General features: G+C 73.1%; 21 protein-coding genes. 6 read left to right on the forward strand and 15 right to left on the reverse strand.

From position 1 onward, the window contains the following. Nucleotides 1-27: 27 nt before the first annotated feature. Genes cbbX through ABTW95_RS10135 form a run of 3 tightly spaced genes read right to left on the reverse strand, consistent with a single transcriptional unit; the run spans nt 28 to nt 2,836 of the window. On the reverse strand, nt 28-978 hold the full coding sequence (gene cbbX / locus ABTW95_RS10125; protein ID WP_396451109.1) for a CbbX protein: 951 nt from the start codon (nt 976-978) through the stop codon (nt 28-30). Continuing rightward, nucleotides 975-1,403, reverse strand: a complete 429-nt coding sequence (locus ABTW95_RS10130) for a ribulose bisphosphate carboxylase small subunit (RefSeq protein ID WP_396451110.1) — start codon at nt 1,401-1,403, stop codon at nt 975-977. The genes cbbX and ABTW95_RS10130 overlap by 4 nt, the downstream gene beginning before the upstream one ends. Continuing rightward, nucleotides 1,403-2,836, reverse strand: coding sequence for a form I ribulose bisphosphate carboxylase large subunit (locus tag ABTW95_RS10135; protein ID WP_396451112.1), 1,434 nt, complete (start codon nt 2,834-2,836; stop codon nt 1,403-1,405). Before ABTW95_RS10135 ends, ABTW95_RS10130 begins: the two co-directional genes overlap by 1 nt. A 200-nt stretch (nt 2,837-3,036) precedes the next feature. Here ABTW95_RS10135 and ABTW95_RS10140 point away from each other — a divergent pair, with 200 nt between their 5' ends. Next, a complete protein-coding gene (locus ABTW95_RS10140) occupies nt 3,037-4,050 on the forward strand; it encodes a LysR substrate-binding domain-containing protein (RefSeq protein ID WP_500226025.1) in 1,014 nt (337 codons plus the stop codon). On the opposite strand, the gene ABTW95_RS10145 is transcribed toward ABTW95_RS10140, so the two are convergent. Beyond that, nucleotides 4,007-4,183 carry a hypothetical protein gene (locus tag ABTW95_RS10145; RefSeq protein WP_396451113.1) on the reverse strand — a complete coding sequence of 59 codons (177 nt, stop codon included), beginning with the start codon at nt 4,181-4,183 and terminating at the stop codon, nt 4,007-4,009. The genes ABTW95_RS10140 and ABTW95_RS10145 overlap by 44 nt on opposite strands. Before the next feature lie 124 nt (nt 4,184-4,307). Between ABTW95_RS10145 and ABTW95_RS10150 the strand changes: the two genes are divergently transcribed. Next, nucleotides 4,308-5,486, forward strand: coding sequence for a saccharopine dehydrogenase family protein (locus tag ABTW95_RS10150; protein WP_500226027.1), 1,179 nt, complete (start codon nt 4,308-4,310; stop codon nt 5,484-5,486). Here the strand turns inward: ABTW95_RS10150 and ABTW95_RS10155 are convergent. Beyond that, nucleotides 5,446-6,636: a sensor histidine kinase gene (locus ABTW95_RS10155; RefSeq protein WP_396454754.1), complete on the reverse strand. Its 1,191-nt coding sequence runs from the start codon at nt 6,634-6,636 to the stop codon at nt 5,446-5,448. The genes ABTW95_RS10150 and ABTW95_RS10155 overlap by 41 nt on opposite strands. Next, nucleotides 6,633-7,289, reverse strand: a complete 657-nt coding sequence (locus ABTW95_RS10160) for a response regulator (protein WP_396451119.1) — start codon at nt 7,287-7,289, stop codon at nt 6,633-6,635. Before ABTW95_RS10160 ends, ABTW95_RS10155 begins: the two co-directional genes overlap by 4 nt. Nucleotides 7,290-7,449: 160 nt before the next feature. Here ABTW95_RS10160 and ABTW95_RS10165 point away from each other — a divergent pair, with 160 nt between their 5' ends. Further along, on the forward strand, nt 7,450-8,436 hold the full coding sequence (locus ABTW95_RS10165; RefSeq protein WP_500226030.1) for a phosphoribulokinase: 987 nt from the start codon (nt 7,450-7,452) through the stop codon (nt 8,434-8,436). 212 nt (nt 8,437-8,648) lie between these two features. On the opposite strand, the gene ABTW95_RS10170 is transcribed toward ABTW95_RS10165, so the two are convergent. The 5 genes from ABTW95_RS10170 to ABTW95_RS10190 form a co-directional block, all read right to left on the reverse strand. Beyond that, nucleotides 8,649-9,017, reverse strand: coding sequence for a hypothetical protein (locus ABTW95_RS10170; protein WP_396451121.1), 369 nt, complete (start codon nt 9,015-9,017; stop codon nt 8,649-8,651). Nucleotides 9,018-9,086: 69 nt separating this feature from the next. Next, nucleotides 9,087-9,581: a peroxiredoxin gene (locus ABTW95_RS10175; RefSeq protein WP_396451122.1), complete on the reverse strand. Its 495-nt coding sequence runs from the start codon at nt 9,579-9,581 to the stop codon at nt 9,087-9,089. A gap of 18 nt (nt 9,582-9,599) precedes the next feature. Continuing rightward, nucleotides 9,600-10,028: a DUF3052 domain-containing protein gene (locus tag ABTW95_RS10180; RefSeq protein ID WP_396451124.1), complete on the reverse strand. Its 429-nt coding sequence runs from the start codon at nt 10,026-10,028 to the stop codon at nt 9,600-9,602. Nucleotides 10,029-10,256: 228 nt separating this feature from the next. After that, nucleotides 10,257-10,664, reverse strand: a complete 408-nt coding sequence (locus ABTW95_RS10185; RefSeq protein WP_396451126.1) for a secondary thiamine-phosphate synthase enzyme YjbQ — start codon at nt 10,662-10,664, stop codon at nt 10,257-10,259. Nucleotides 10,665-10,736: 72 nt separating this feature from the next. Then, complete coding sequence (locus ABTW95_RS10190) at nt 10,737-10,934, reverse strand: DUF1918 domain-containing protein (protein ID WP_396451128.1); 198 nt, start codon at nt 10,932-10,934, stop codon at nt 10,737-10,739. 319 nt (nt 10,935-11,253) lie between these two features. On the opposite strand from ABTW95_RS10190, the gene aceE reads away from it, so the two are divergent. Next, nucleotides 11,254-14,037, forward strand: coding sequence for a pyruvate dehydrogenase (acetyl-transferring), homodimeric type (gene aceE / locus ABTW95_RS10195; protein WP_500226034.1), 2,784 nt, complete (start codon nt 11,254-11,256; stop codon nt 14,035-14,037). A gap of 197 nt (nt 14,038-14,234) precedes the next feature. Here aceE and ABTW95_RS10200 read toward each other — a convergent pair whose 3' ends face one another. The 4 genes from ABTW95_RS10200 to ABTW95_RS10215 form a co-directional block, all read right to left on the reverse strand. Then, a complete protein-coding gene (locus tag ABTW95_RS10200) occupies nt 14,235-14,609 on the reverse strand; it encodes a VOC family protein (RefSeq protein WP_500226035.1) in 375 nt (124 codons plus the stop codon). 229 nt (nt 14,610-14,838) lie between these two features. After that, nucleotides 14,839-15,705, reverse strand: coding sequence for a DUF1963 domain-containing protein (locus ABTW95_RS10205; RefSeq protein WP_500226037.1), 867 nt, complete (start codon nt 15,703-15,705; stop codon nt 14,839-14,841). A gap of 132 nt (nt 15,706-15,837) precedes the next feature. Continuing rightward, the gene (locus ABTW95_RS10210) at nt 15,838-16,545 is read right to left on the reverse strand and encodes a helix-turn-helix transcriptional regulator (protein ID WP_500226038.1); all 708 of its coding nucleotides are present in this window, start codon (nt 16,543-16,545) and stop codon (nt 15,838-15,840) included. A gap of 55 nt (nt 16,546-16,600) precedes the next feature. After that, a complete protein-coding gene (locus ABTW95_RS10215; protein ID WP_500226040.1) occupies nt 16,601-17,551 on the reverse strand; it encodes an alpha/beta fold hydrolase in 951 nt (316 codons plus the stop codon). Between the two features lie 174 nt (nt 17,552-17,725). Between ABTW95_RS10215 and ABTW95_RS10220 the strand changes: the two genes are divergently transcribed. Both ABTW95_RS10220 and ABTW95_RS10225 read left to right on the forward strand, forming a co-directional pair. Next, the gene (locus ABTW95_RS10220; RefSeq protein WP_396451136.1) at nt 17,726-18,514 is read left to right on the forward strand and encodes a 3-hydroxybutyrate dehydrogenase; all 789 of its coding nucleotides are present in this window, start codon (nt 17,726-17,728) and stop codon (nt 18,512-18,514) included. Nucleotides 18,515-18,525: 11 nt separating this feature from the next. Beyond that, the gene (locus ABTW95_RS10225; protein WP_500226044.1) at nt 18,526-20,409 is read left to right on the forward strand and encodes a helix-turn-helix domain-containing protein; all 1,884 of its coding nucleotides are present in this window, start codon (nt 18,526-18,528) and stop codon (nt 20,407-20,409) included. The last annotated feature ends 39 nt before the right edge of the window (nt 20,410-20,448 follow it).

Here is a 20,448-nt window from a genome sequence, read left to right on the forward strand (position 1 = left end):
CCATCCCCGGTTCGGACGTGACGCGGGTCACGCGAAGACGCGGCTGGCGAGGAAGTCTTCCGGGAGAAGGGTGGTGAGTTCCTCGCGGCCCACGTCGCCGCCGCCCGCGAGGAGGCGGCTGGCGTGGCGGAGGCGGGCCCGTTCGATGGCGTTCCGGACGGAGCGGGCGTTGGCGAACCGGGGCTGCGCGCGGCGCCGGGACAGGTAGTCGCGGAAGACCGGTTCGGTCTCGGGGGCGAGCCCGTAGCCTTCGCGTTCCATCATCAGGCGCCCGATGGCCTCCAGCTCGTCCGGTTCGTAGTCGGGGAAGTCGATGTGGTGGGCGATGCGGGAGGACATGCCGGGGTTGGACGCGAAGAAGGCGTCCATGCGGTCCTTGTAGCCGGCGAGGACGACGACGAGGTCGTCCCGCTGGTTCTCCATGACCTGGAGGAGGATCTCGATGGCCTCCTGCCCGTAGTCGCGCTCGTTCTCCGCCCGGTACAGGTAGTACGCCTCGTCGATGAACAGCACACCGCCCATGGCGCGCTTCAGGACCTCCTTGGTCTTGGGCGCGGTGTGGCCGACGTACTGGCCGACGAGGTCGTCGCGGGTGACGGAGACGAGGTGGCCGCGGCGGATGTAGCCGAGGCGGTGCAGCAGTTCGGCGAGCCGGACGGCGACCGACGTCTTGCCCGTCCCGGGGCTGCCGGTGAAGCACATGTGCAGGTTGGGGCGTCCCGAGTCGATGCCGAACCGGGCGCGGACGCGGTCCACGAGCAGCAGCGCGGCGATCTCCCGGATGCGGGTCTTGACCGGCGCGAGCCCGACGAGTTCGGCGTCCAGGGCGTCCAGGACGGAGTCCACGTGCGAGTCGGCGCGTTCCCTGGCGAGGTCGATGCGCGCGCCGGGAGGGAGCGGCTCCCCGGTGGCGGGAGCCCGGGAAGAGTCCACCGGGGAGCCGTTGTGGCGCATCCCGAAGCCGGGGCGTTCGGTCAACGTCCCGCCCCGTAGCGGTCGCCCTCGGGCCGGTCGAGGGCGTACGGGTGGAGCGTGTACCGGACGCGCCGGTCGGACGTCTCGGTCCGGTCGAGCCGGAAGCCGGGCTCGTCGGCCGGGCGCTGCACGATGAACGACAGCGCCGTGGTCTGCCGCCCGTACCGGGCGTCGTAGGCGTTCAGCCGGATGTAGCGGTCCGGGTACGCCTTGCGGCACTCGTTGATCTCGTACAGGACGCCGGCGGGGTCGGCGAGGTCGAACATCGGCAGGCCCCACATCTCCCAGTAGGAGTTGCGCGGGTGCGGGTCGTCGGTGAACTCGACCGAGCACGGCCAGCCCTGGTCGAGGGCGTAGGCGACCTGCTTGGCGATGTCCTCGTCGGTGAGGTCGGGCAGGTACGAGAAGGTTCCTTGAGTGATTCGCATCAGACGCTCACCGGGGTCTCGACGACGTCAGGGGTGTCGGTGGATTCGTAGGTGAAGGTGATGTCGCCCCAGGTGGACAGGGCGATGTCGAGTTCGCGGCTGTGCTTGGCCGCGGCGCGCAGGATCTCGGGGCCTTCGGCGAGGTAGTCGCGGCCCTCGTTGCGCGCCTTGATCATCGCTTCGAGGGCGACGCGGTTGGCGGTGGCGCCGGCGGCGATGCCCATCGGGTGGCCGATCGTCCCGCCGCCGAACTGCAGGATCGAGTCCTCGCCCAGGTAGTGCAGGAGCTGGTGCATCTGCCCGGCGTGGATGCCGCCGGACGCGACGGGCATCGTCCCCGGCATCGACGCCCACTCCTGGTCGAAGTACAGGCCCTTCACCGGGTCGGCCTCCACCTTGTCCAGGCGCAGGGTGTCGTAGTAGCCGCGGACGCTGTTGGGGTCGCCCTCCAGCTTGCCGACGACCGTCCCCGCGTGGATGTGGTCGACGCCCGCCAGCCGCATCCACTTGGCGATGACGCGGAAGTTGACGCCGTGCGACTTCTGCCGCGTGTACGTCGAGTGGCCCGCGCGGTGCAGATGCAGGAGGACGCCGTTCCTGCGCGCCCACTTCGCCATCGACTGGATCGCCGTGTAGCCGATGGTGAGGTCGATCATCACGACGACGCTGCCGAGTTCCTTGGCGAACTCGGCGCGCTCGTACATGTCCTCCATCGTCGCGGCGGTGACGTTGAGGTAGTGGCCCTTGACCTCGCCCGTGGCGGCCTGCGCCCGGTTCACGCCCTCCATGCAGTAGAGGAACCGGTCGCGCCACCGCATGAACGGCTGGGAGTTGATGTTCTCGTCGTCCTTGGTGAAGTCGAGGCCGCCGCGGAGGGCCTCGTACACGACGCGCCCGTAGTTGCGCGCCGAGAGCCCGAGCTTGGGTTTGACCGTGGCGCCCAGCAGCGGACGCCCGAACTTGCCCAGGTACTCGCGTTCCATGACGATGCCGTGCGCCGGCCCCTGGAACGTCTTCACGTAGTGGGGCGGGATGCGCATGTCCTCAAGGCGGAGCGCCTTGAGCGCCTTGAACCCGAAGACGTTCCCGATGATGGACGACGTCAGGTTCGCGATCGACCCCTCCTCGAACAGGTCGAGGTCGTAGGCGATGTAGGCGATGAACTGGTTCTCCTGGCCGGGGACCGGCTCCACCTTGTAGCACTTGCCCTGGTAGTTCTCGTAGGACGTGAGCCGGTCCGTCCAGACGACCGTCCACGTCGCGGTGGACGACTCGCCGGCGACGGCCGCGCCCGCCTCCTCCGGCGGCACGCCCGGCTGCGGCGTGATCCGGAACGCGGCGAGGACGTCGCTGTCCTTCGGTTCGTAGTCCGGGCGCCAGTAGCCCATCTCCGCGTAGGGGATCACGCCCGCCGACCATCTGCCCGAGCCCATCGCCGCTCCCTCCTGGACGACGGGGCGCGGCGCTCCCCTCCGCGTGAAGGACGGCATGTCCCAGGGGATCTCGGAGCGGATCGCCGCGCCCCGGTCGCGTGCAACCGTGACACTTCGAGCTTCACCCCCAGACACTTGCGATGTCCATCAAGTGTTCTACGGTGACCATTGAGCATTCACTTGAACAAGGAGGTTCGGACGTGACGGAGGCCCGGCTGCGGACGTTCGCCGCGCTCGCCGACACCGGGTCGGTGCGGGCGGCGGCGCGGCGGCTGTACGTGACCGAGTCGGCGGTGTCGGCGGCGGTCGCGGCGCTGACCCGCGAGCTCGGCGTGCCGCTCGTCCAGAAGGTCGGCCGCGGCGTCCGGCTCACCCCCGCCGGGGCCGTCTACGCCGGGTACGCCCGCCGGGTCCTCGGGCTGCTGGAGGAGGGGCGGGCGGCGGCGCGCGGCGCGGCCGACCCGGGGCGCGGGCCGCTGCGGCTCGCGGCGGTGACGACGGCCGCCGACCAGCTCCTCCCCGAGCTGCTCGCCTCGTTCCGGGCGCGCTGGCCGGACGTGGAGCTGGCGCTGGAGGTCGGGCCGCGCCGCCAGGTGTGGAGCAGCCTCGCCGCGCACGAGGCCGACCTGGTGCTGGCCGGGCGGCCGCCCGCCGAGGTCGCCGCGACCGTGCTGGCCAGGCGTCCGAACGAGCTGGTGGTCGTCGGGGCGCCGGGCCTCGCGGACGGCTTCGCCCTCGCCCGCACGCCCTGGGTGATGCGCGAGCCCGGCTCGGGGACGCGGGCGACGGCGGACGCCTACCTCGCCGAGCGCGAGGCGGCGCCGCCCCGGCTGGTGCTCGGCTCGAACGGCGCGGTCGTCGCGGGCGCGGCGGCCGGACTCGGGGTCGCGCTCGTGTCGCGGGACGCGGTCGGCGCCGAGCTGGAGTCCGGGCGGCTGGTGGTGGTGGACGCGCCGGGGATGCCGCTCGACCGCCCCTGGCACGCGGTCGCCGGCGCGGCCCCGACCCCGACGACCCTGCTGTTCGTCCGGCACCTGCTGGACGCGCCCGGATGGACGCCCGCCGAGACGGCCCCACCCACCAAGGCAGGCCCGCCCACCAAGGCAAATCCGCCCGCCGAGGCAGGCCCGCCCGCCGAGACGGCCCCGCCCACCAAGGCGGGCCTGTCCGCTAGGGCAGGCTCCACAGCGACACCGACAGCAGACCCAGGCTGACGGCGATCAGCACCATGGCGACCGAGCGCCCGCTCTCGTCGCCCGACTCCGGCCTCCCCCGCGTCACCAGCACCACGAAGCCCGCGAGGAAGCCCACGGCGACGACGTCCATCGCCACGGCCAGCCCGGTCACGACTCCACCAATCCCGTCATCGCAGCAACCCTAGAGGAGTGCGGTCGCTCACATCGGCGCCCCGCCGCACATCGTCCGCGCCGGAACGGCCAGAATCGGGTTCGGAGCCATGAGAGGGGCCGCCATGACCGCCGACCGCCCGTACGACATCGTCCTGTTCGGGGCGACCGGGTTCACCGGCGCCCTGACCGCCGAGTACCTGGCCGGACACGCCGGTCCGGGCACGCGCTGGGCCCTCGCGGGCCGCAACCGGGCCAAGCTGGCGGCCGTCCGCGACCGGCTCGCCGCGATCGACCCGGCCTGCGCCGAGCTGCCGCTGCTGCACGCCGACACCGCCGACGCCGCCTCGATCGACGCGATCGCCGAGTCGGCGCGCGTCGTCATCACGACGGTCGGCCCCTACGTCAAGTACGGCGAGCCGCTGGTCGCCGCCTGCGCGCGCGCCGGGACCGACTACGTCGACATCACCGGCGAGCCCACGTTCGTCGACCGCATGTACGTGAGGCACCACCGGCAGGCCGTGCTCAGCGGGGCGCGCATCATCCACGCCTGCGGGTTCGACTCGATCCCCCACGACCTCGGCGCGTACTTCACGGTCCAGCAGCTCCCCGAGGGCGTCCCGCTGCACGTCGAGGGCTTCGTGCGGGTGCGCGGCGCCGCGTCCGGCGGCACCCTGCACTCGGCGGTCGGCATCTTCGGCGACCCCGCCGGCATGCTGCGCGCCGAGCGGGAGCGCCGCCGGCTGGAGGACCGGCCCGCCGGCCGCAGGGTGCGGATCTCGCGCAGCCCCGTGCCGAAGGCCCGCGTCGGGGACGGCTGGACGCTGCCGCTGCCCACCATCGACCCGCAGATCGTCACCCGGTCGGCGGCGGCCCTCGACCGGTACGGCCCCGACTTCTCCTACGGCCACTACGTCGCGGTCAAGCGCCTCCCGTCGGCGGCCGCGCTGGCGGCGGGCTTCGGCGCCGTCACCGCGCTGGCCGCGCTGCCGCCGACCCGGCGGCTGCTGCTGCGGCTCGGCAGCCCCGGCGAGGGGCCGTCGCGGGAGCGGCGCGAGCGCAACTGGTTCAGCGTGAAGTTCGCCGGCGAGGGCGGCGGGAGGCGCGTCGTCACCGAGGTCGCGGGCGGCGACCCCGGCTACACCGAGACGGCGAAGATGCTGGCCGAGTCGGCGCTGTGCCTCGCCCACGACGACCTCCCCGAGACCTCCGGGCAGGTCACGACCGCGGCGGCGATGGGCGACGCGCTGATCGGCCGCCTGGTCAAGGCCGGGCTGACCTTCCGGGTGCTCGAGTCGGCGTGACCCCGCTCGCCGGGCGGCGGCCGGGGACCGGGATGACGGCCTCGACCGTCGTCCCGGCGCCGGGCCGGCTCTTCACCGCGACCCGCCCGCCGAGCAGCTCGGCGCGCTCCCGCATGCCGCGCAGCCCGTAGCAGTCGGGGCGCACCCCCTTGGCCGAGCCGGGCGCGAACACGTCCCGGACGGAGAACCCGGTGCCGTCGTCGGTCACCCGCAGCCGGACGCGGTCGGGCGAGTGCTCCAGCAGCAGGTCCACGCAGGTCGCGGACGCGTGCCGCAGGCTGTTCCCCACCGCCTCCTGCGCGATCCGGTAGAGTGCGGTCTGCACGTGGTCGGGCAGCTCGTCCTCCAGCTCGCCCTCGACGGTCACCGTCACGTCGATCGCGCCGGACGGACCCGGCCCGCCCCCGGCCTCCCGGGCCAGCGTGGCGAGCGCCGCCGACAGGCCCAGGTCGTCCAGGACGGGCGGCCGCAGCCCGCCGATGGCCGCGCGCGTCTCGGCCGCCGACAGCTCGCACAGCCGCCGCGCCATCATGATCTGCGCCAGCGCCTCCGGATGGTGCTCGGGCAGCGCCCGCTCGGCGGCCGACAGGTGGAAGCCGAGGCTGGCGAGCCGCTGCGCGATGCCGTCGTGGATCTCCCGGCTCAGCCGGGACCGCTCGGCCTCCTGCGCCGCGACGGCCCGCTCGGCGAACCGCTCGGCCGCGCGCTCGCGCTCGCGCGCGGAGCGCAGCCGCCGGCACGACGACAGCACCGGCGCGAACAGCGCGGCGAGCGCGGTGACCAGCGCGAGGTCCTCCGCGGGCACCGGACCCGCGGACCGGACGTCCACGACCGCGATCACGCCGCCGTCGCCGTGCACGGGGACCGCGGCGCCGCGCCCGTCGGCGTGCGCGCGGGCGCGGCCGTGCGCGGCGACCCAGCCGGCGTCGCCCTCCCCCAGCGGCACGGGCGGCCCCGACCATTCGAGGGCGCGCCCCTCCTCGTCCAGGACGTACACGTCGCAGAACGTCAGCGCCCGCGCCGACCGGACGACGAGGCAGGCCAGCTCGTCCGCCATCCGCGGCAGCTCGCGGTCGGAGCAGGCCACGGCGGCGATGCGGACGAGCAGGTCCGCGCCGCGGCCGGCGATCAGCTCCAGCGGGGACGTCACCGGAACAGGCCCTCGCGCAGCGCCACCGCGATCGCCGCCGACCGGTCGGTCACCTCCAGCTTGCGGTACAGGGCGCGCAGGTGGCTCTTCACGGTCTCCTCGCTCAGCACGAGCCGCGCCGCGATCGCCTTGTTCGACAGGCCGCCGACCAGCAGCGACAGCACCTCGCTCTCGCGCTGGGTGAGGCCGCGGTTGGCGCCCGGCCAGAACTCGCCGCGGGTCAGCCGGGCCGCGGTGACGGCCATCCGGCCCGCGAGCGTCGGGTCGACGACCGTCTCGCCCTGCGCGACCTCCTCCAGCCGCCGGACGAGCTCGGGACCGTCCACCCGCTTGAGGAGGTAGCCGCCGGCCCCGGCCCGCAGCGCCTCGAAGACGTACTGCTCGTCGTCGTAGACCGACAGGAACACCACCCGCGCCTCCGGGACCCGCCCGGTGATCAGCCGGCACAGGTCGAGGCCGCTCTCCGGGCCCAGCCGGACGTCCAGCAGGACGACGTCCGGCCGCAGCGCGGTCACCAGCCGGGCCGCCTCGTCCCCCGTGCCCGCCTGCCCGACGACGCGCACCCGTCCCGCGAACCCGGCCAGCATCGCCTGCAGCCCGGCGAGGATCATCTCGTGGTCGTCGACCAGGACGACGCGTACGGGGACACTCATTCCCGCACGATAACAATCGGAAGCTACTCATCAGTAGCCGACCCGGAGGGCGCCTCCGGGCGTTTCACTCCCGGTCTCCCCCGATTGGGGGACGATCCCGCCCCCGCGGCCCCGTAATCTCCTTTTACGAAAATTGAATTCCGCAGGACGGAGGAGCAAGGTGCCCCATCGGATCGTGCATATGCTCCGGGCGCGCGGGTCCGGCCGCCGCCCCGTCATGCTCGCGATCGCCGGGGACAGCGCCGCGGGCAAGACCACGCTGACCAGGGGGCTTGTGCGGTGTCTGGGGGCCGACCGGATGACCGCGGTGTGCGTGGACGACTACCACCGCTACGACCGCGCCGAACGCGCCGGCAAGCCGTTCACGGCGCTGCACCCCGACTGCAACCACATCGACATCATGGAGCAGCACCTCCAGCTGCTGTCGATGGGGGAACCGATCCTGAAGCCCGTCTACGACCACGCGACCGGCGAGCTCGTCCGGCCGGAACTGGTCGAGCCCCGCGACTTCGTGATCGTCGAGGGCCTGCTGCCGCTGCACACCCGGATGGCGCGGGCCTGCTTCGACATCACCGTCTACCTCGACCCGCCCGAGCCGCTGCGGCACTCCTGGAAGGTGCGCCGCGACTGCGCGAAGCGCGGCTACAGCCCCGAGCAGGTGATGGCTGAGCTGGCCCGCCGCGAGCCGGAGAGCGCCGCCTACATCCGCCCGCAGCGCAAGCACGCCGACATCGTCGTCCGGTTCGCCCCGGTCGCCGGGCGCCTCGACCCGCCCGGCACGCCGCTGTCCGCCGAGCTGCTGCTCCGGCCGACGATCGACCATCCCGAGCTGGCGGACGTCCTGGACGGCGGCGCCGGCGACGCCGCGGCGGGGCAGACCGAGACCGCCCTGCACCTGCGGCTGCACCGCGACACCGACGGCCGCCCGGTCGACGCCCTGCACGTCCACGGGTACGTTTCGCCCGAGGAGTCGCAGGTCGTCAAGAAGGCCATCTGGGAGCGGCTCGGCCCCCGCGCCGGCGCCGCGCTCCCCGACCCGGAGGCGCTCGGCAGGCTCGGCGACGACGGGACGAGCGATCCCCTCGCCATCACCCAGCTGCTCCTGCTGTACCACCTGCTGGACGCCGACCACCGCCAGGCGGCATAGGCTCCGCGTGCGCGCGGGGAGGCCCCGGGGCTTCGGACCTGTGCCCCGGGCCGCGCGCGGCGGCCGCCGGGAGGGCGCACAGCGGGCGCGCCTGCGCCCTCCCGGCAACTCCGTCAGCGGGCGGGGCTCCAGCAAGCCGGGCTCAACGAGTGGGGCTCAGCGAGCCGGGTTCAGCGGGCCGGGTTCAGCGGGCCGGGTTCAGCGGGCCGGGTTCAGCGGGCCGGGCCGCGTTTGAGGACGCGGGACAGGGCCGCCGCCACCTCCTCCGACAGGCCGCCGTCCGACGGCCCGTCCGCGCCGGCCGGCCGCTCGGCGCCGGAATGCACCAGGTCGCCGGGACCGGCCTCGTCCCGGACGGCGGGGCGGGTGTGCCCGCAGTCGCGGCATTCGACCTCACCGAGCCGGCACACCAGGGCGGCCGAGCCGCAGGCCGCGCAGCGGTCCAGGTCGTCCGCCCAGTCGCGGCCGGCCTGGCAGCCGGGGCAGACCAGCACCTGGCGGTCCGCCCGGACGCCGCGCCGCCACGGGCTCGCGCCGCGCACGGGATCGGTCTGCCGCGCCCCGCAGCGGAAGCAGGGCATCACACCTCCAGAGGTGCGGGGACCGGTTCCGGCCACCTGCCGCGGCGGCGCGGAACCGGTCCGTTTCGCTCAGAGCCCGGCGAGCGCCTTGCGGTACTCGTCGATGTCACGTGCGTCCGGCAGCGCGTTCACGACCTTCCACCGGACCACGCCCTCGGTGTCGATGACGAAGGTGCCGCGCAGCGCCAGCCCCTTCGCCTCGTCGAAAACGCCGTATCGCTGTGCGGTCCCGCCGTGCGGCCAGAAGTCCGACAGCAGCGGGAACCAGAACTTCTCCTGATCTGACCAGGCGCGCAGCGCGAACATCGAGTCGACCGAGACGGCGAGCAGCCGCACGTCGCCCTCGTCGCCCGCCACGTCCCGGAACTCGTCCCTCAGCCGGGTCAGCTCCCCGGTGCACACGCCGCTGAACGCCAGCGGGTAGAACACGAGGACGACCTTCTTCCGGCCGCGGAACCCCGACAGCCGCACCGGCGTGCCGTGCTGGTCCCGCAGCTCGAAATCCGGCGCCGCGTCCCCCACGCCGACGGCGGCTGCGCCGGCGTCGCCCGCATTGACGGCCACTCCCCTACCGTCCCCCGGCTACTTGCGGACCTTGGGCGCGACCAGCCGCGTGCCTGACCACTCCTTGGCGGCGCTGATGCTGCTGGTCTGCGAGAGCCCGGCCGTCTGCGCGGCCTCGCCGATGTCGCTCGGCTCCACGTGCCCTTCCCGGCCCGCCTTCGGCGTCAGCAGCCAGATGTTGCCGCCGCCGGTGAGCGGGATCATCGCGTCGGTCAGACCTTCGAACAGGTCGCCGTCGTCCTCGCGCCACCAGAGCAGCACGGTGTCGACGACGTCCTCGTAGTCCTCGTCGACCAGTTCGTTCCCCGTGAGTTCCTCGACGGAGCGGCGAAGCTCCTCGTCGACGTCGTCGTCGAAGCCGATCTCCTGCACCACCTGGCCCGCCTTGAGGCCGAGCCGTTCGGCCAGGCTGCGCTCAGACTGCGCCTGACCCGCGGTCGCGCTCACGAAAGTCCTCCCATTGTCGTCAGTCCGCACGGTGCCGTGCACTGTCGTTCCCAGCCCCCCGGGATGGGCGGCCCGCCCGCACCTGTGCGGTGTTTGCGGGACAGTCCACACAAGTGAGGGCCACTAGCGCAAGTGTCTTCCGGGCTTTTTGCCGCCCTCATTGGCCGGATTCCTCGTTTCGCCCCCCGCCGCACGGCGCGGGCCCCCCGCGCCCCCGGCCCGCCGCGCTCATCCCCTGAGGAAGGACAGCCGGACCTGCCGGTCGGGGTTGTCCACGTTGAGGTCGACGAGGGCGATCGACTGCCACGTGCCGAGGGCGAGGCGCCCGCCCACGACCGGGACGGTCGCGTACGGCGGGACGAGCGCGGGCATCACGTGCGACCGCCCGTGCCCCCTGGAGCCGTGCGCGTGCCGCCAGCGGTCGTCCGCCGGCAGCAGGTCGCGCAGCGCCGCCAGCAGGTCGTCGTCGCTGCCCGAGCCCAGTTCGAGGATCGCCACGCCGGCGGTGGCGTGCGGGACGAAGACGTGCAGCAGCCCGTCGCCGCCCGCCGACGCGGCGAACCGTTCGCAGTCGGCCGTGATGTCGTGGACGGCCTCCCTCGTACCGGTGGCCACCCGGACCACGGTGCTCTCCATGATCCGTGTCTACCCGATCCGCGGCCGCGGACGCACCCGCGCCGGACGAAAGCGGCCGGCGCCGGCCGCCCGTCAGTGCGGGACCTGCTCCCGGGACTCGATGACCGCGTCCGGGCCGGGGTAGACGAGGGTCTCGCGGCCGTCGTCGAACCTGACCAGGTACGGCGGGCCGCCGTCCGGTCCGCGCACCTCGATGATCTCACCGGTCCGGTCCGGCTGCCCGACGATGTTGCCGTGGACGTGCAGCCGGTCTCCGATCTGTCCGTACATCACTCCTCCCAAGCTCGTTCGTCCGCCTCCGGGGCGGACCGTGCCGGGTGTGGCGGGTCGTTGCCCTCAGCCTCATACGTTCCCCGCGCCGCGTCGAGGGCAATCCCCTTCCGATGGTGGAAAAGGCCACTTCGCGAGGGCCGGAACCCCCGTTGACCGGGGAGAATGGTTACCGGTTGGTAGAGATGCGTTGGCCGTCATAAACGGCGACGATGGGGATCACCAGACGAGCGACCGACAGTCTGCCGGGGACCGGTGGCCTCCCGCGCGGCGGGCCACGGGTCTCACCAGCAAAGACGGTAAGGACAGAGGGGACCCCGTGGCTTCCGGACGTCAACGCTTCTCAATCATCAGCGACGGCCTGCCGAGCCAGCTGCCCGACATCAACCCGGACGAAACCCGGGAGTGGCTGGAGTCGCTGGACACGGTCATCAAGACCGAAGGCCGCGGCAGGGCGCGGTACGTGATGCTCCGCCTCCTGGAAAGGGCCCGAGAACTGCAGGTCGGGGTGCCCGGCCTGCGCAGCACCGACTTCATCAACACGATCCCGCCGGAGCACGAACCCTGGTTCCCCGGCGACGAGCACGTGGAGCGGCGCATCCGCGCCTACATCCGGTGGAACGCCGCGATCATGGTGTCGCGGGCGAACCGCCCCGAACTCGGCGTCGGCGGGCACATCGCCACCTACGCCTCCGCGGCGTCGCTGTACGAGGTGGGCTTCAACCACTTCTTCCGCGGCAAGGACCACGGCGAGTCCGGCGACCAGGTGTTCATCCAGGGGCACGCGGCGCCCGGCATCTACGCCCGCGCCTTCCTGGAGGGCCGCCTCCCCGAAGAGAAGCTGGACGGGTTCCGGCAGGAGCAGTCGCACCCGGGCGGCGGGCTGTCGTCCTACCCGCACCCGCGGCTCATGCCGGACTTCTGGGAGTTCCCCACGGTGTCCATGGGCCTGACCGCGATCAACTCGGTGTACCAGGCGCGGTTCAACCGCTACCTCTACAACCGCAAGATCAAGGACACGTCCCGCTCGCACGTGTGGGCGTTCCTCGGCGACGGCGAGATGGGCGAGCCGGAGTCGCTCGGCGCGATCGGCCTCGCCGCCCGCGAGGAGCTCGACAACCTCACCTTCGTCGTCAACTGCAACCTGCAGCAGCTCGACGGCCCGGTGCGCGGCAACGGCAAGATCATCCAGGAGCTGGAGTCGTTCTTCCGCGGCGCCGGCTGGAACGTCATCAAGGTCATCTGGGGCCGCGACTGGGACCCGCTGCTCGCGCAGGACGTCGACGGCGTCCTGGTCAACCAGATGAACACCACCCCGGACGGCCAGTTCCAGACGTTCTCCGTGGAGTCCGGCGCGTACATCCGGGAGAAGTTCTTCGGCGCCGACCCGCGGCTGCGCAAGATCGTCCAGCACCTGTCGGACGACGAGCTGCGCAAGCTGTCGCGCGGCGGGCACGACTACCGCAAGGTGTACGCGGCGTTCAAGGCGGCCCGCGAGCACGTCGGGCAGCCGACGGTGATCCTCGCGCACACCATCAAGGGCTGGACGCTCGGCTCCGACTTCGAGGCCCGCAACGCCACCCACCAGATGAAGAAGCTCACCAAGGCCGAGCTGAAGGAGTTCCGCGACCGGCTCTACCTGGACATCCCCGACTCGGCGCTGGAGCAGCCGCTGCCGCCCTACTACCACCCCGGCGAGGACTCCGACGAGATCCAGTACATGCGCGAGCGCCGCGCCGCGCTCGGCGGCTTCCTGCCGAAGCGCGTCGTCCGCGCCAAACCGCTCAAGCTGCCCGGCGACCCGGTCTACAGCGAGATGCGCAAGGGCTCCGGCAAGCAGAACGTCGCCACCACCATGGCGTTCGTCCGGCTCCTCAAAGACCTGATCAAGGACGAGAACATCGGCGCCCGGTTCGTGCCGATCGCCCCGGACGAGTACCGCACGTTCGGCATGGACTCGCTGTTCCCCACGTCCAAGATCTACTCCCCGCACGGGCAGACGTACGACGCGGTGGACCGCAAGCTCCTCCTCTCCTACAAGGAGTCCGAAAGCGGCCAGATGCTGCACGAGGGCATCAGCGAGGCCGGCTCGATGGCGTCCGCCATCGCCGCGGGCACGACCTACGCCACGCACGGCGAGCACATGATCCCCGTGTACATCTTCTACTCGATGTTCGGGTTCCAGCGGACCGGCGACCAGATGTGGGCGTTCGGCGACCAGATGGGCCGCGGCTTCCTGCTCGGCGCCACCGCCGGCCGCACCACGCTCACCGGCGAGGGCCTGCAGCACGCCGACGGCCACTCCCCGCTCCTCGCCGCGTCGAACCCGGCGTGCGTCCACTACGACCCGACATGGGCGTTCGAGCTGGGCCACATCGTCCGGGACGCGCTGCGCCGCATGTACGGATCGTCGGAGGAGCACCCGAACGGCGAGGACATCTTCTACTACCTCACCGTCTACAACGAGCCCTACCAGCAGCCCGCCGAACCCGAGGGCCTCGACGTCGACGGCCTCCTCAAGGGCCTGTACCGGTACCGGGCGGCGGAGACCGCCGCCGACGGGGACGCGCCGCGCGCGCAGATCCTCGCGTCCGGCGTCGGCGGCCGGTGGGCGCTGGAGGCGCAGCGGCTCCTCGCCGACGACTGGGGCGTCGCCGCGGACGTGTGGTCGGCGACCTCGTGGAACGAGCTGGCCCGCGAGGCCCGCGCGTGCGACGAGTGGAACATGCTGAACCCCGACGCCGAGCAGCGCGTCCCGTACGTCACCCGGACGCTCGACAACGTCACCGGGCCGATCGTCGCGGTATCGGACTACACCCGGGCCGTACCCGACCAGATCGCCCCGTGGGTGCACGGCGACTTCACCTCGCTCGGCACCGACGGGTTCGGCTTCTCCGACACCCGCGCCGCAGCCCGCCGCTTCTTCCACGTGGACGCGGCGTCGATCGTCCTCGCCGTGCTCACCCGCCTCGCCCGCCACGGCGAGGTCAAGCCGGAGACACTGCCCCTGGCGATCGAGCGCTACAACCTGAACGCCAAGGTCAGCGACGTCTTCGCAGGCGGTGTGAGCAGCCGCGAAAGCAACACCGGCGGTGACGCGTGATTTATCTGGGGGGCGCCCCCCAGACCCCCGCCACGAGCCAGTCGATCGGTCGTGCGACCTCCGGGCGCTGGGCGCCCTCCGGCCGCCCGACCCGTGACGGTGGCTGAGGCCGCTCCAAGAGGGTGATTGCGGAGGTGTAGGCCGCAATCACCGGAAGGGCCCCGAGGATTCCCCTCGGGGCCCTTTGCCTTCGCTGGTCAGCCGGCCGGGGGCGTGAAGACGCCGAAGGTGTTGCCGGACGGGTCCTGGAGGTAGGCGAACTTGAGGCCGTTGGCCGTGGTCAGGGCGGGCAGGGCGACCTTGCCGCCGTGCTGCACCGTCTGCTCGCAGGTGGCCTCGACGTCCTCCACCATGACCAGGAACATCGCGTGGTTGCGGGAGGCGTCCGGCTCGTGCGAGATGCCGCCGCTCGGCATGTCGGAACCCGGGTAGCTGACCAGGTCGTAGCCGTCGGCGTCCGGGTCGAGCGTGAACTGCCAGCCGAACATGTCGCCGTAGAAGCGGCGGGCCTCCTCCGGCGCGTCGGTGCCGACCTGGAACCACGTGACGGTGTTGAACGCGGGAACGCTCATCGCTGTCCTCCTTCGAACGCTGTGGGCACCAGCGTCCGTGAGCGTTCCGACAACCCCCTGTCGGTGTTTGCGGACAAGATCCCGCACGGCGACGGGAACCGCGCCCACACGATGGTGCGGTCGCTGTCCGTCCGGAACCCCCAGGCTTCCGCCAGGGCCGCCACGATCCTGAGCCTCCTGCTCCCCCGCGCCAGGCCGGCGGCCACCGCTCCGAGCGCGACGGTCTGACTCAGGGGTTGGCGTACATGGTGACGGCCGTGCGGTCGAAGCGGCGCGCGGCGAGGTCCTGCCGCCTGATCGCCCAGTACATGGTGGCCATCTCCAGGCCGGTCATCGCGGGACGCCATTCGGCGAGAAGCGCCCAGTCCCGAAGGCGGGTCTCCTCCTCGCCGCTCTCCCGCACGCAGTCGACGACGGGGTCGCCCCATCCCTCGCCATCCCAGGCGTATCCGCCGATCTGCAGCTGAGACCACTTGGAGACCCTGCGCTCTTCGCCCCAGATCTCCTCCCACACCTCGCGCAGTTCCTCGGCGCGAGGATGCTCGGCGGTGTCGACGGTCACCTCGTCGTCGGCGATCTCGTGGTTGGGCAGGGACACGCAGGGCTTCAGGCGCAGTTCGCCCCGCAGTTCGTTCTCGAAGTCCAGGCTCGCCAGGTGGTCGCCCGGGTCGTAGTCGAACTCCATCGGGCGCTCCTCGACGGGCGTGCCCTCGGGGACGTACACCGCGGCGCCGGCGGCGCCGTCCAGGGCCGGGATCGCGAACAGCAGCAGGCGGCCGCCGGGCGGCATCGGCAGATCGGTCGCGTCCCCGGGCAGCGCCGCGAGGTCGAGGTCCGCGATCAGGTGATACGGCATCTCGTACGAGCGGCCCATGGACGTGAAGGAGTCCGCGGGAACGGGAACACCGGGCGGGAGCATCACCGGCCCCCCGAGCCGGCCCACGACCGGCCCGTCCTCGTCCCGGGACAGGACGGCGCAGGGGCGGCCCAGTTCCAGCCAGCGATCCACGTCCTCGGACGGGATCCCCCGCCCGAGCGCCTCCGCGCGGAAGCGTTGCAGGCTGCTCGGCGGCTCAGAGTTCGGCGTGTCGGACATGCACGTCTCTCCTTCTCCATTGCGACCGGTCATCGCCGTCGGAGAGCCGCCTCGGAGGACGGCCCCGGGGTTGTTCCGCGCACCGGCCCGGTCGGGAGCAGGCTTCGTCGATCATGGCGCACGCCGGCCGATTCAGACGAACTCCAGGGGACGGACGACGCAGTCGGGCGGGATGTCGTCGTGCATGGTCTCGGCGGAGCGGTCGGGGGCGGTCTCCTCCAGGAGGACGGCGCGGCGGACGCGGTCGGTGCGGAAGACGCGGCAGCCGCCGCGCATCCGGCACCAGGCGGTCAGGTACCAGCCCTTCTCGGACGCGGTGAACGTGACGGGCTCGACGTCGCGCTCGGTCTCGGCGCCCCAGCGGTCGACGTAGGCGAGGCGGACCACGCGGCGGGTCAGGACGGCCTCCTCCAGCACGGCGGGCACGGACGCCGCGCCGCCGTTCCCGGCCGGGCCCAGGAAGCGGATGCGGGCGGCCAGCTCGCGGGCCGAGGCGCTGTCGTCCGCCGACATGGCGGCGACGATCTTGTGGAGCGCGGTGCGGGCGGCGCGCGAGTAAGGCGAGCCGCCCGCGCGGGACAGGGTGATCGCGACGGCGACGGCCTCGGCGGGGGTGAAGTTCAGCGGCGGGAGCGTGCGGCTCTTGTCGAGGGTGTAGCCGCCGCCCCGGCCGACGTCCGCGAAGATCGGCACGCCGGCCTGCTGGAGCGCGCTGATGTCGCGCTCGACGGTGCGGACGCTCACCTCGTACCGCGCGGCCAGTTCGCGTGCGGCGAGGCGGCGCGGCGCGCAGGCGCGCAGTTCCTCCACGAGCGCGTACAAGCGGTCGGTCCGGTTCACGCGGCGACCGTACGTCCCGGCTCCGACATTTCCGGTGCCGCCGGGGCCGGTGCGGTCAGAGCGCGCGGAGGAAGGCGAGCATCGCCTCGTTGACCTCGGCGGGGCGCTCCTGCTGCGTCCAGTGGCCGCATCCGGACAGCCAGACGGTGTCGCGGAGGTTCGGCACGAAGTCGCCCATGGTGTCGATCGCGTGCCGGGCGCCGACGGCGACGACGTCGCGGTCGCCGGCGATGTAGAGGGCGGGAGGGCCGATGGGCGCGCGGTGCCAGGCGGCGGTGAGCTCCCAGTTGCGGTCCAGGTTGCGGTACCAGTTGACCGGGCCGGTGAAGCCGCTCCCGGCGTACTCCTCGACGTAGGTCGCGATGTCGGCGCCGGTGAGCCAGCCGGGCAGCTTCTCCGGCTCGGGGAGCGCGTCGAGGAACCCGCCGCCCTCGGGGGCGATCAGCGCCGGGGCGGGGCCGTCGCCGGACATCCCGTACAGCATCCGGCGGAACGTCGCGGCCCGGTCGCGGTCGAGCTCGGCCTCCGGTGCGTCCGGCCGCTGGAACCGCACCATGTAGAACCCGTCGCCGAACAGGCGCCGCATGGTCTCCACCGGCGGCCGGCTGGACCGCGGGCGGTGCGGGACCGACATGCCGATCACGCCGCGCACCTTGTCCGGCCGCATCTGCGCGACCGCCCACGCGACGGGCGCGCCCCAGTCGTGGCCGGCGACGACGGCCCGGTCCGCGCCGAGCGCGCCGATGAGCCCGACCGCGTCCCCGGCCAGGTGCAGGATCGTGTACTGGCCGGTCTCCGCGGGGCCGCCGGTGCGGGCGTAGCCGCGCTGGTCGGGCGCGACGGCGTGGAACCCGGCCTCGGCGAGCGCGGTGAGCTGGTGCCGCCAGGAGTACCAGCATTCGGGAAAGCCGTGCAGGAGCAGCACGAGCGGCCCCTCGCCCGCCTCGGCGACGTGCATGCGCAGGCCGCTTTCCGACTGGACGAAGCGATGCGTGATGTCGGTCATCGATACCCCTCGCGGTGGTCGGGACCGGTGCGAGCCCAACGCTAGCCCCACGAACTACCGCCCGGTAGCCGGGATGCCGGAAACGCTCCGGTGCCCCCGGCCCATACCGTCCGGCCGAGGATTGTGTGCCCGCGACACATGGGAGGGCGGGGGCGCGCTCCGTAAGTTCTGCGCATGACGAGCGTGACACCGCGGCCGGCCGCGGGGACTTCGGGGACGCTGGATCTGTCGGGGCGGCGCGCCCTGGTCACCGGCGGCGCGGGCGGCATCGGCCGGGCATGTGCGCGGCGGCTCGCGGCGGCGGGCGCCGAGGTGGTGGTGGCGGACCTGGACGGGGAGGCGGCGGAGCGGGCGGCGGCCGAGATCGGCGGCGTCGCGCTGCCCGCCGACCTCGCGGACGTGGACGCGATCGGCGGGCTGGCGTCCGGCGTCGACATCCTGGTCAACAACGCGGGCATCCAGCACGTCGCGCCCGTCCACGAGTTCCCGCCGGACATGTTCGCGCGGATCCTGCGGCTGATGCTGGAGGCGCCGTTCCGGCTGGTGCGGGACGCGCTGCCCGGCATGTACGAGCGGGGCTGGGGCCGCGTCATCAACATCTCGTCCGTGCACGGGCTGCGGGCGTCGCCGTACAAGTCGGCCTATGTCGCGGCCAAGCACGGGCTGGAGGGGCTGTCCAAGGTGGTCGCGCTGGAGGGCGCCGCGCACGGCGTCACGTCCAACTGCGTCAACCCCGCCTACGTCCGCACCCCGCTGGTGGAGAGCCAGATCGCCGACCAGGCGCGCGCGCACGGCATGCCCGAGGACGAGGTCGTCGAGCGGGTGATGCTCGACCACGCGGCCGTGAAGCGGCTGATCGAGCCGGACGAGGTGGCCGAGCTCGTCGCCTACCTGTGCTCGCCCGCGGCGTCGATGGTGACCGGCGCGTCCCTCGCACTCGACGGCGGCTGGACGGCCCATTGAGAATGGCCCGTATGTCCTGCGGCGTCTTCCTCGAACTGCTGGCCCGAGAGGCCTCCCCCGTCGAGTTCGAGGGCCCCCTCGTCCAGGCGCGGGCGGAGGGCGCGCCGCCCGCCGTCCTGGAGGAACTGGAGGCGGCCAAGCTGGCGGCGCTCCGGGTCCGGACGATCATGCGGCGGCACGCCCGGCGGGAGGCGGAGCTGGCGGCGCTGTTCGACACCGCCGGCGACCTCGCCGGGCTGCGCGACCTCGACGCGGTGCTGGAGGCGATCACCCGCCGCGCCCGGCGGCTGCTGAACGCCGACATCGCGTACCTGACGCTGAACGACGACGAGCGCGGCGACACCTACATGCGGGTGACGGACGGGTCGGTGTCGGCGGCGTTCCGGCGGCTGCGGCTGCCGATGGGCACCGGGCTCGTCGGCCTCGTCGCGCAGACGGCGATGCCCTACAACAGCGACCACTACCTGGGCGACGAGCAGTTCGAGCACCGCGGCTTCATCGACGACGCGGTCATCGAGGAGGGCCTCGTCGCGATACTCGGCGTGCCGATGAAGCTCGGCAGCCGCGTCATCGGCGTCCTGACGGCGGCGAACCGGAGCGAGCGGCCGTTCGACCAGGAGGAGGTCGCGCTGCTCGGGTCGCTGGCCGCGCACGCCGCGATCGCCATCGACAACGCGCGCCTCCTGGAGGAGACCCGCACCGCCCTGGACGAGCTGAGCGCCGCCAACGAGGAGGTCAAGGCGCGCAGCGCGGCCGTGGAGCGGGCGGCGCGCGCGCACGACCGGATGACGGCGGTCGTCGTGCGCGGCGGCGGCGTGGAGGACGTCGGCGCGGTCGTGACCGAGCTGCTCGGCGGCACGCTCTACGTCCTGGACGCGGACGGCCGCCGGCTCGCCACGACGGGGGACGCCTCGTCCGGCCTGACCGACGACGAGCTGGCCGGGGTGTCGGCCTCGGCCCACTCCGCGCGCGCCCAGGGCCGGACGGTCCGCCGCGGCGACCTGTGGATCGCGTCGGTGTCGACCGGCGACGAGATGCTCGGGACGCTGGTCCTGCGCACCTCCGAGGAGGTGGATGACGCCGACCAGCGGATCCTGGAGCGGGCCGCGCTCGTCACCGCGCTGCTGCTGCTGTTCCAGCGCAGCGTCACCGAGGCGGAGGGCCGGGTGCGCGGCGAGCTGCTGGACGACCTGCTGTCCGGCCGCCACGCCGGCGTGGAGGCGCTGACGGCCCGCGCCCGCCGCGTGAACGTCGACCTGACCGCCCCGCACATCGTGCTGTGCGCGAAGTACGACTCGCGCGACCACCGGCAGCGGGCCGCCTTCTGGGCGTCGTCCTACGCGGCCGTGGAGCGGGGCCTCGCCGCCGACCGCGCCGAGGAGATCGTGCTGCTCCTGCCGGGCGACCGGCCCGGCGACGCGGCGCGCCGGGTCGCGAAGGAGCTGGGCGCGTCCCTGGGCGGGCCCGCGACGGTCGGCGCGGCGGGCCCGGTGCACGGGCCGGCCGGCGTCGCGTCCGCGCACCGGGAGGCGCAGCGCTGCGCCGACGCGCTGCTGGCGCTCGGCCGCCGCGGCGACGGCGCCGGAGCGGCCGAACTCGGCTTCGTCGGCCTGCTCATCGGCGACGACCGCGACGTCGCGGGCTTCCTGGCGAGCGCGCTCGGGCCCGTCCTCGACTACGACGAGCGGCGCGGCACGTCCCTCGTCCAGACGCTGGAGGCGTACTTCGGGACGGGCGGGAGCCTGTCGCGGACGGCGGAGCGCCTGCACATCCACGTGAACACCGTCAGCCAGCGCCTCGACCGGATCTCGCGGCTGCTCGGCGAGGACTGGCAGACCCCCGAGCGCGCACTCGAGCTCCAGCTCGCGCTGCGCCTGCACCGCCTCTCCCGCTGAGAACGCCTCTCACGTTGAAAGCGCCTCTCCCGCTGAAAC

Source organism: Spirillospora sp. NPDC127506 (genome assembly GCF_040302145.1).
Lineage (GTDB): Bacteria > Actinomycetota > Actinomycetes > Streptosporangiales > Streptosporangiaceae > Spirillospora.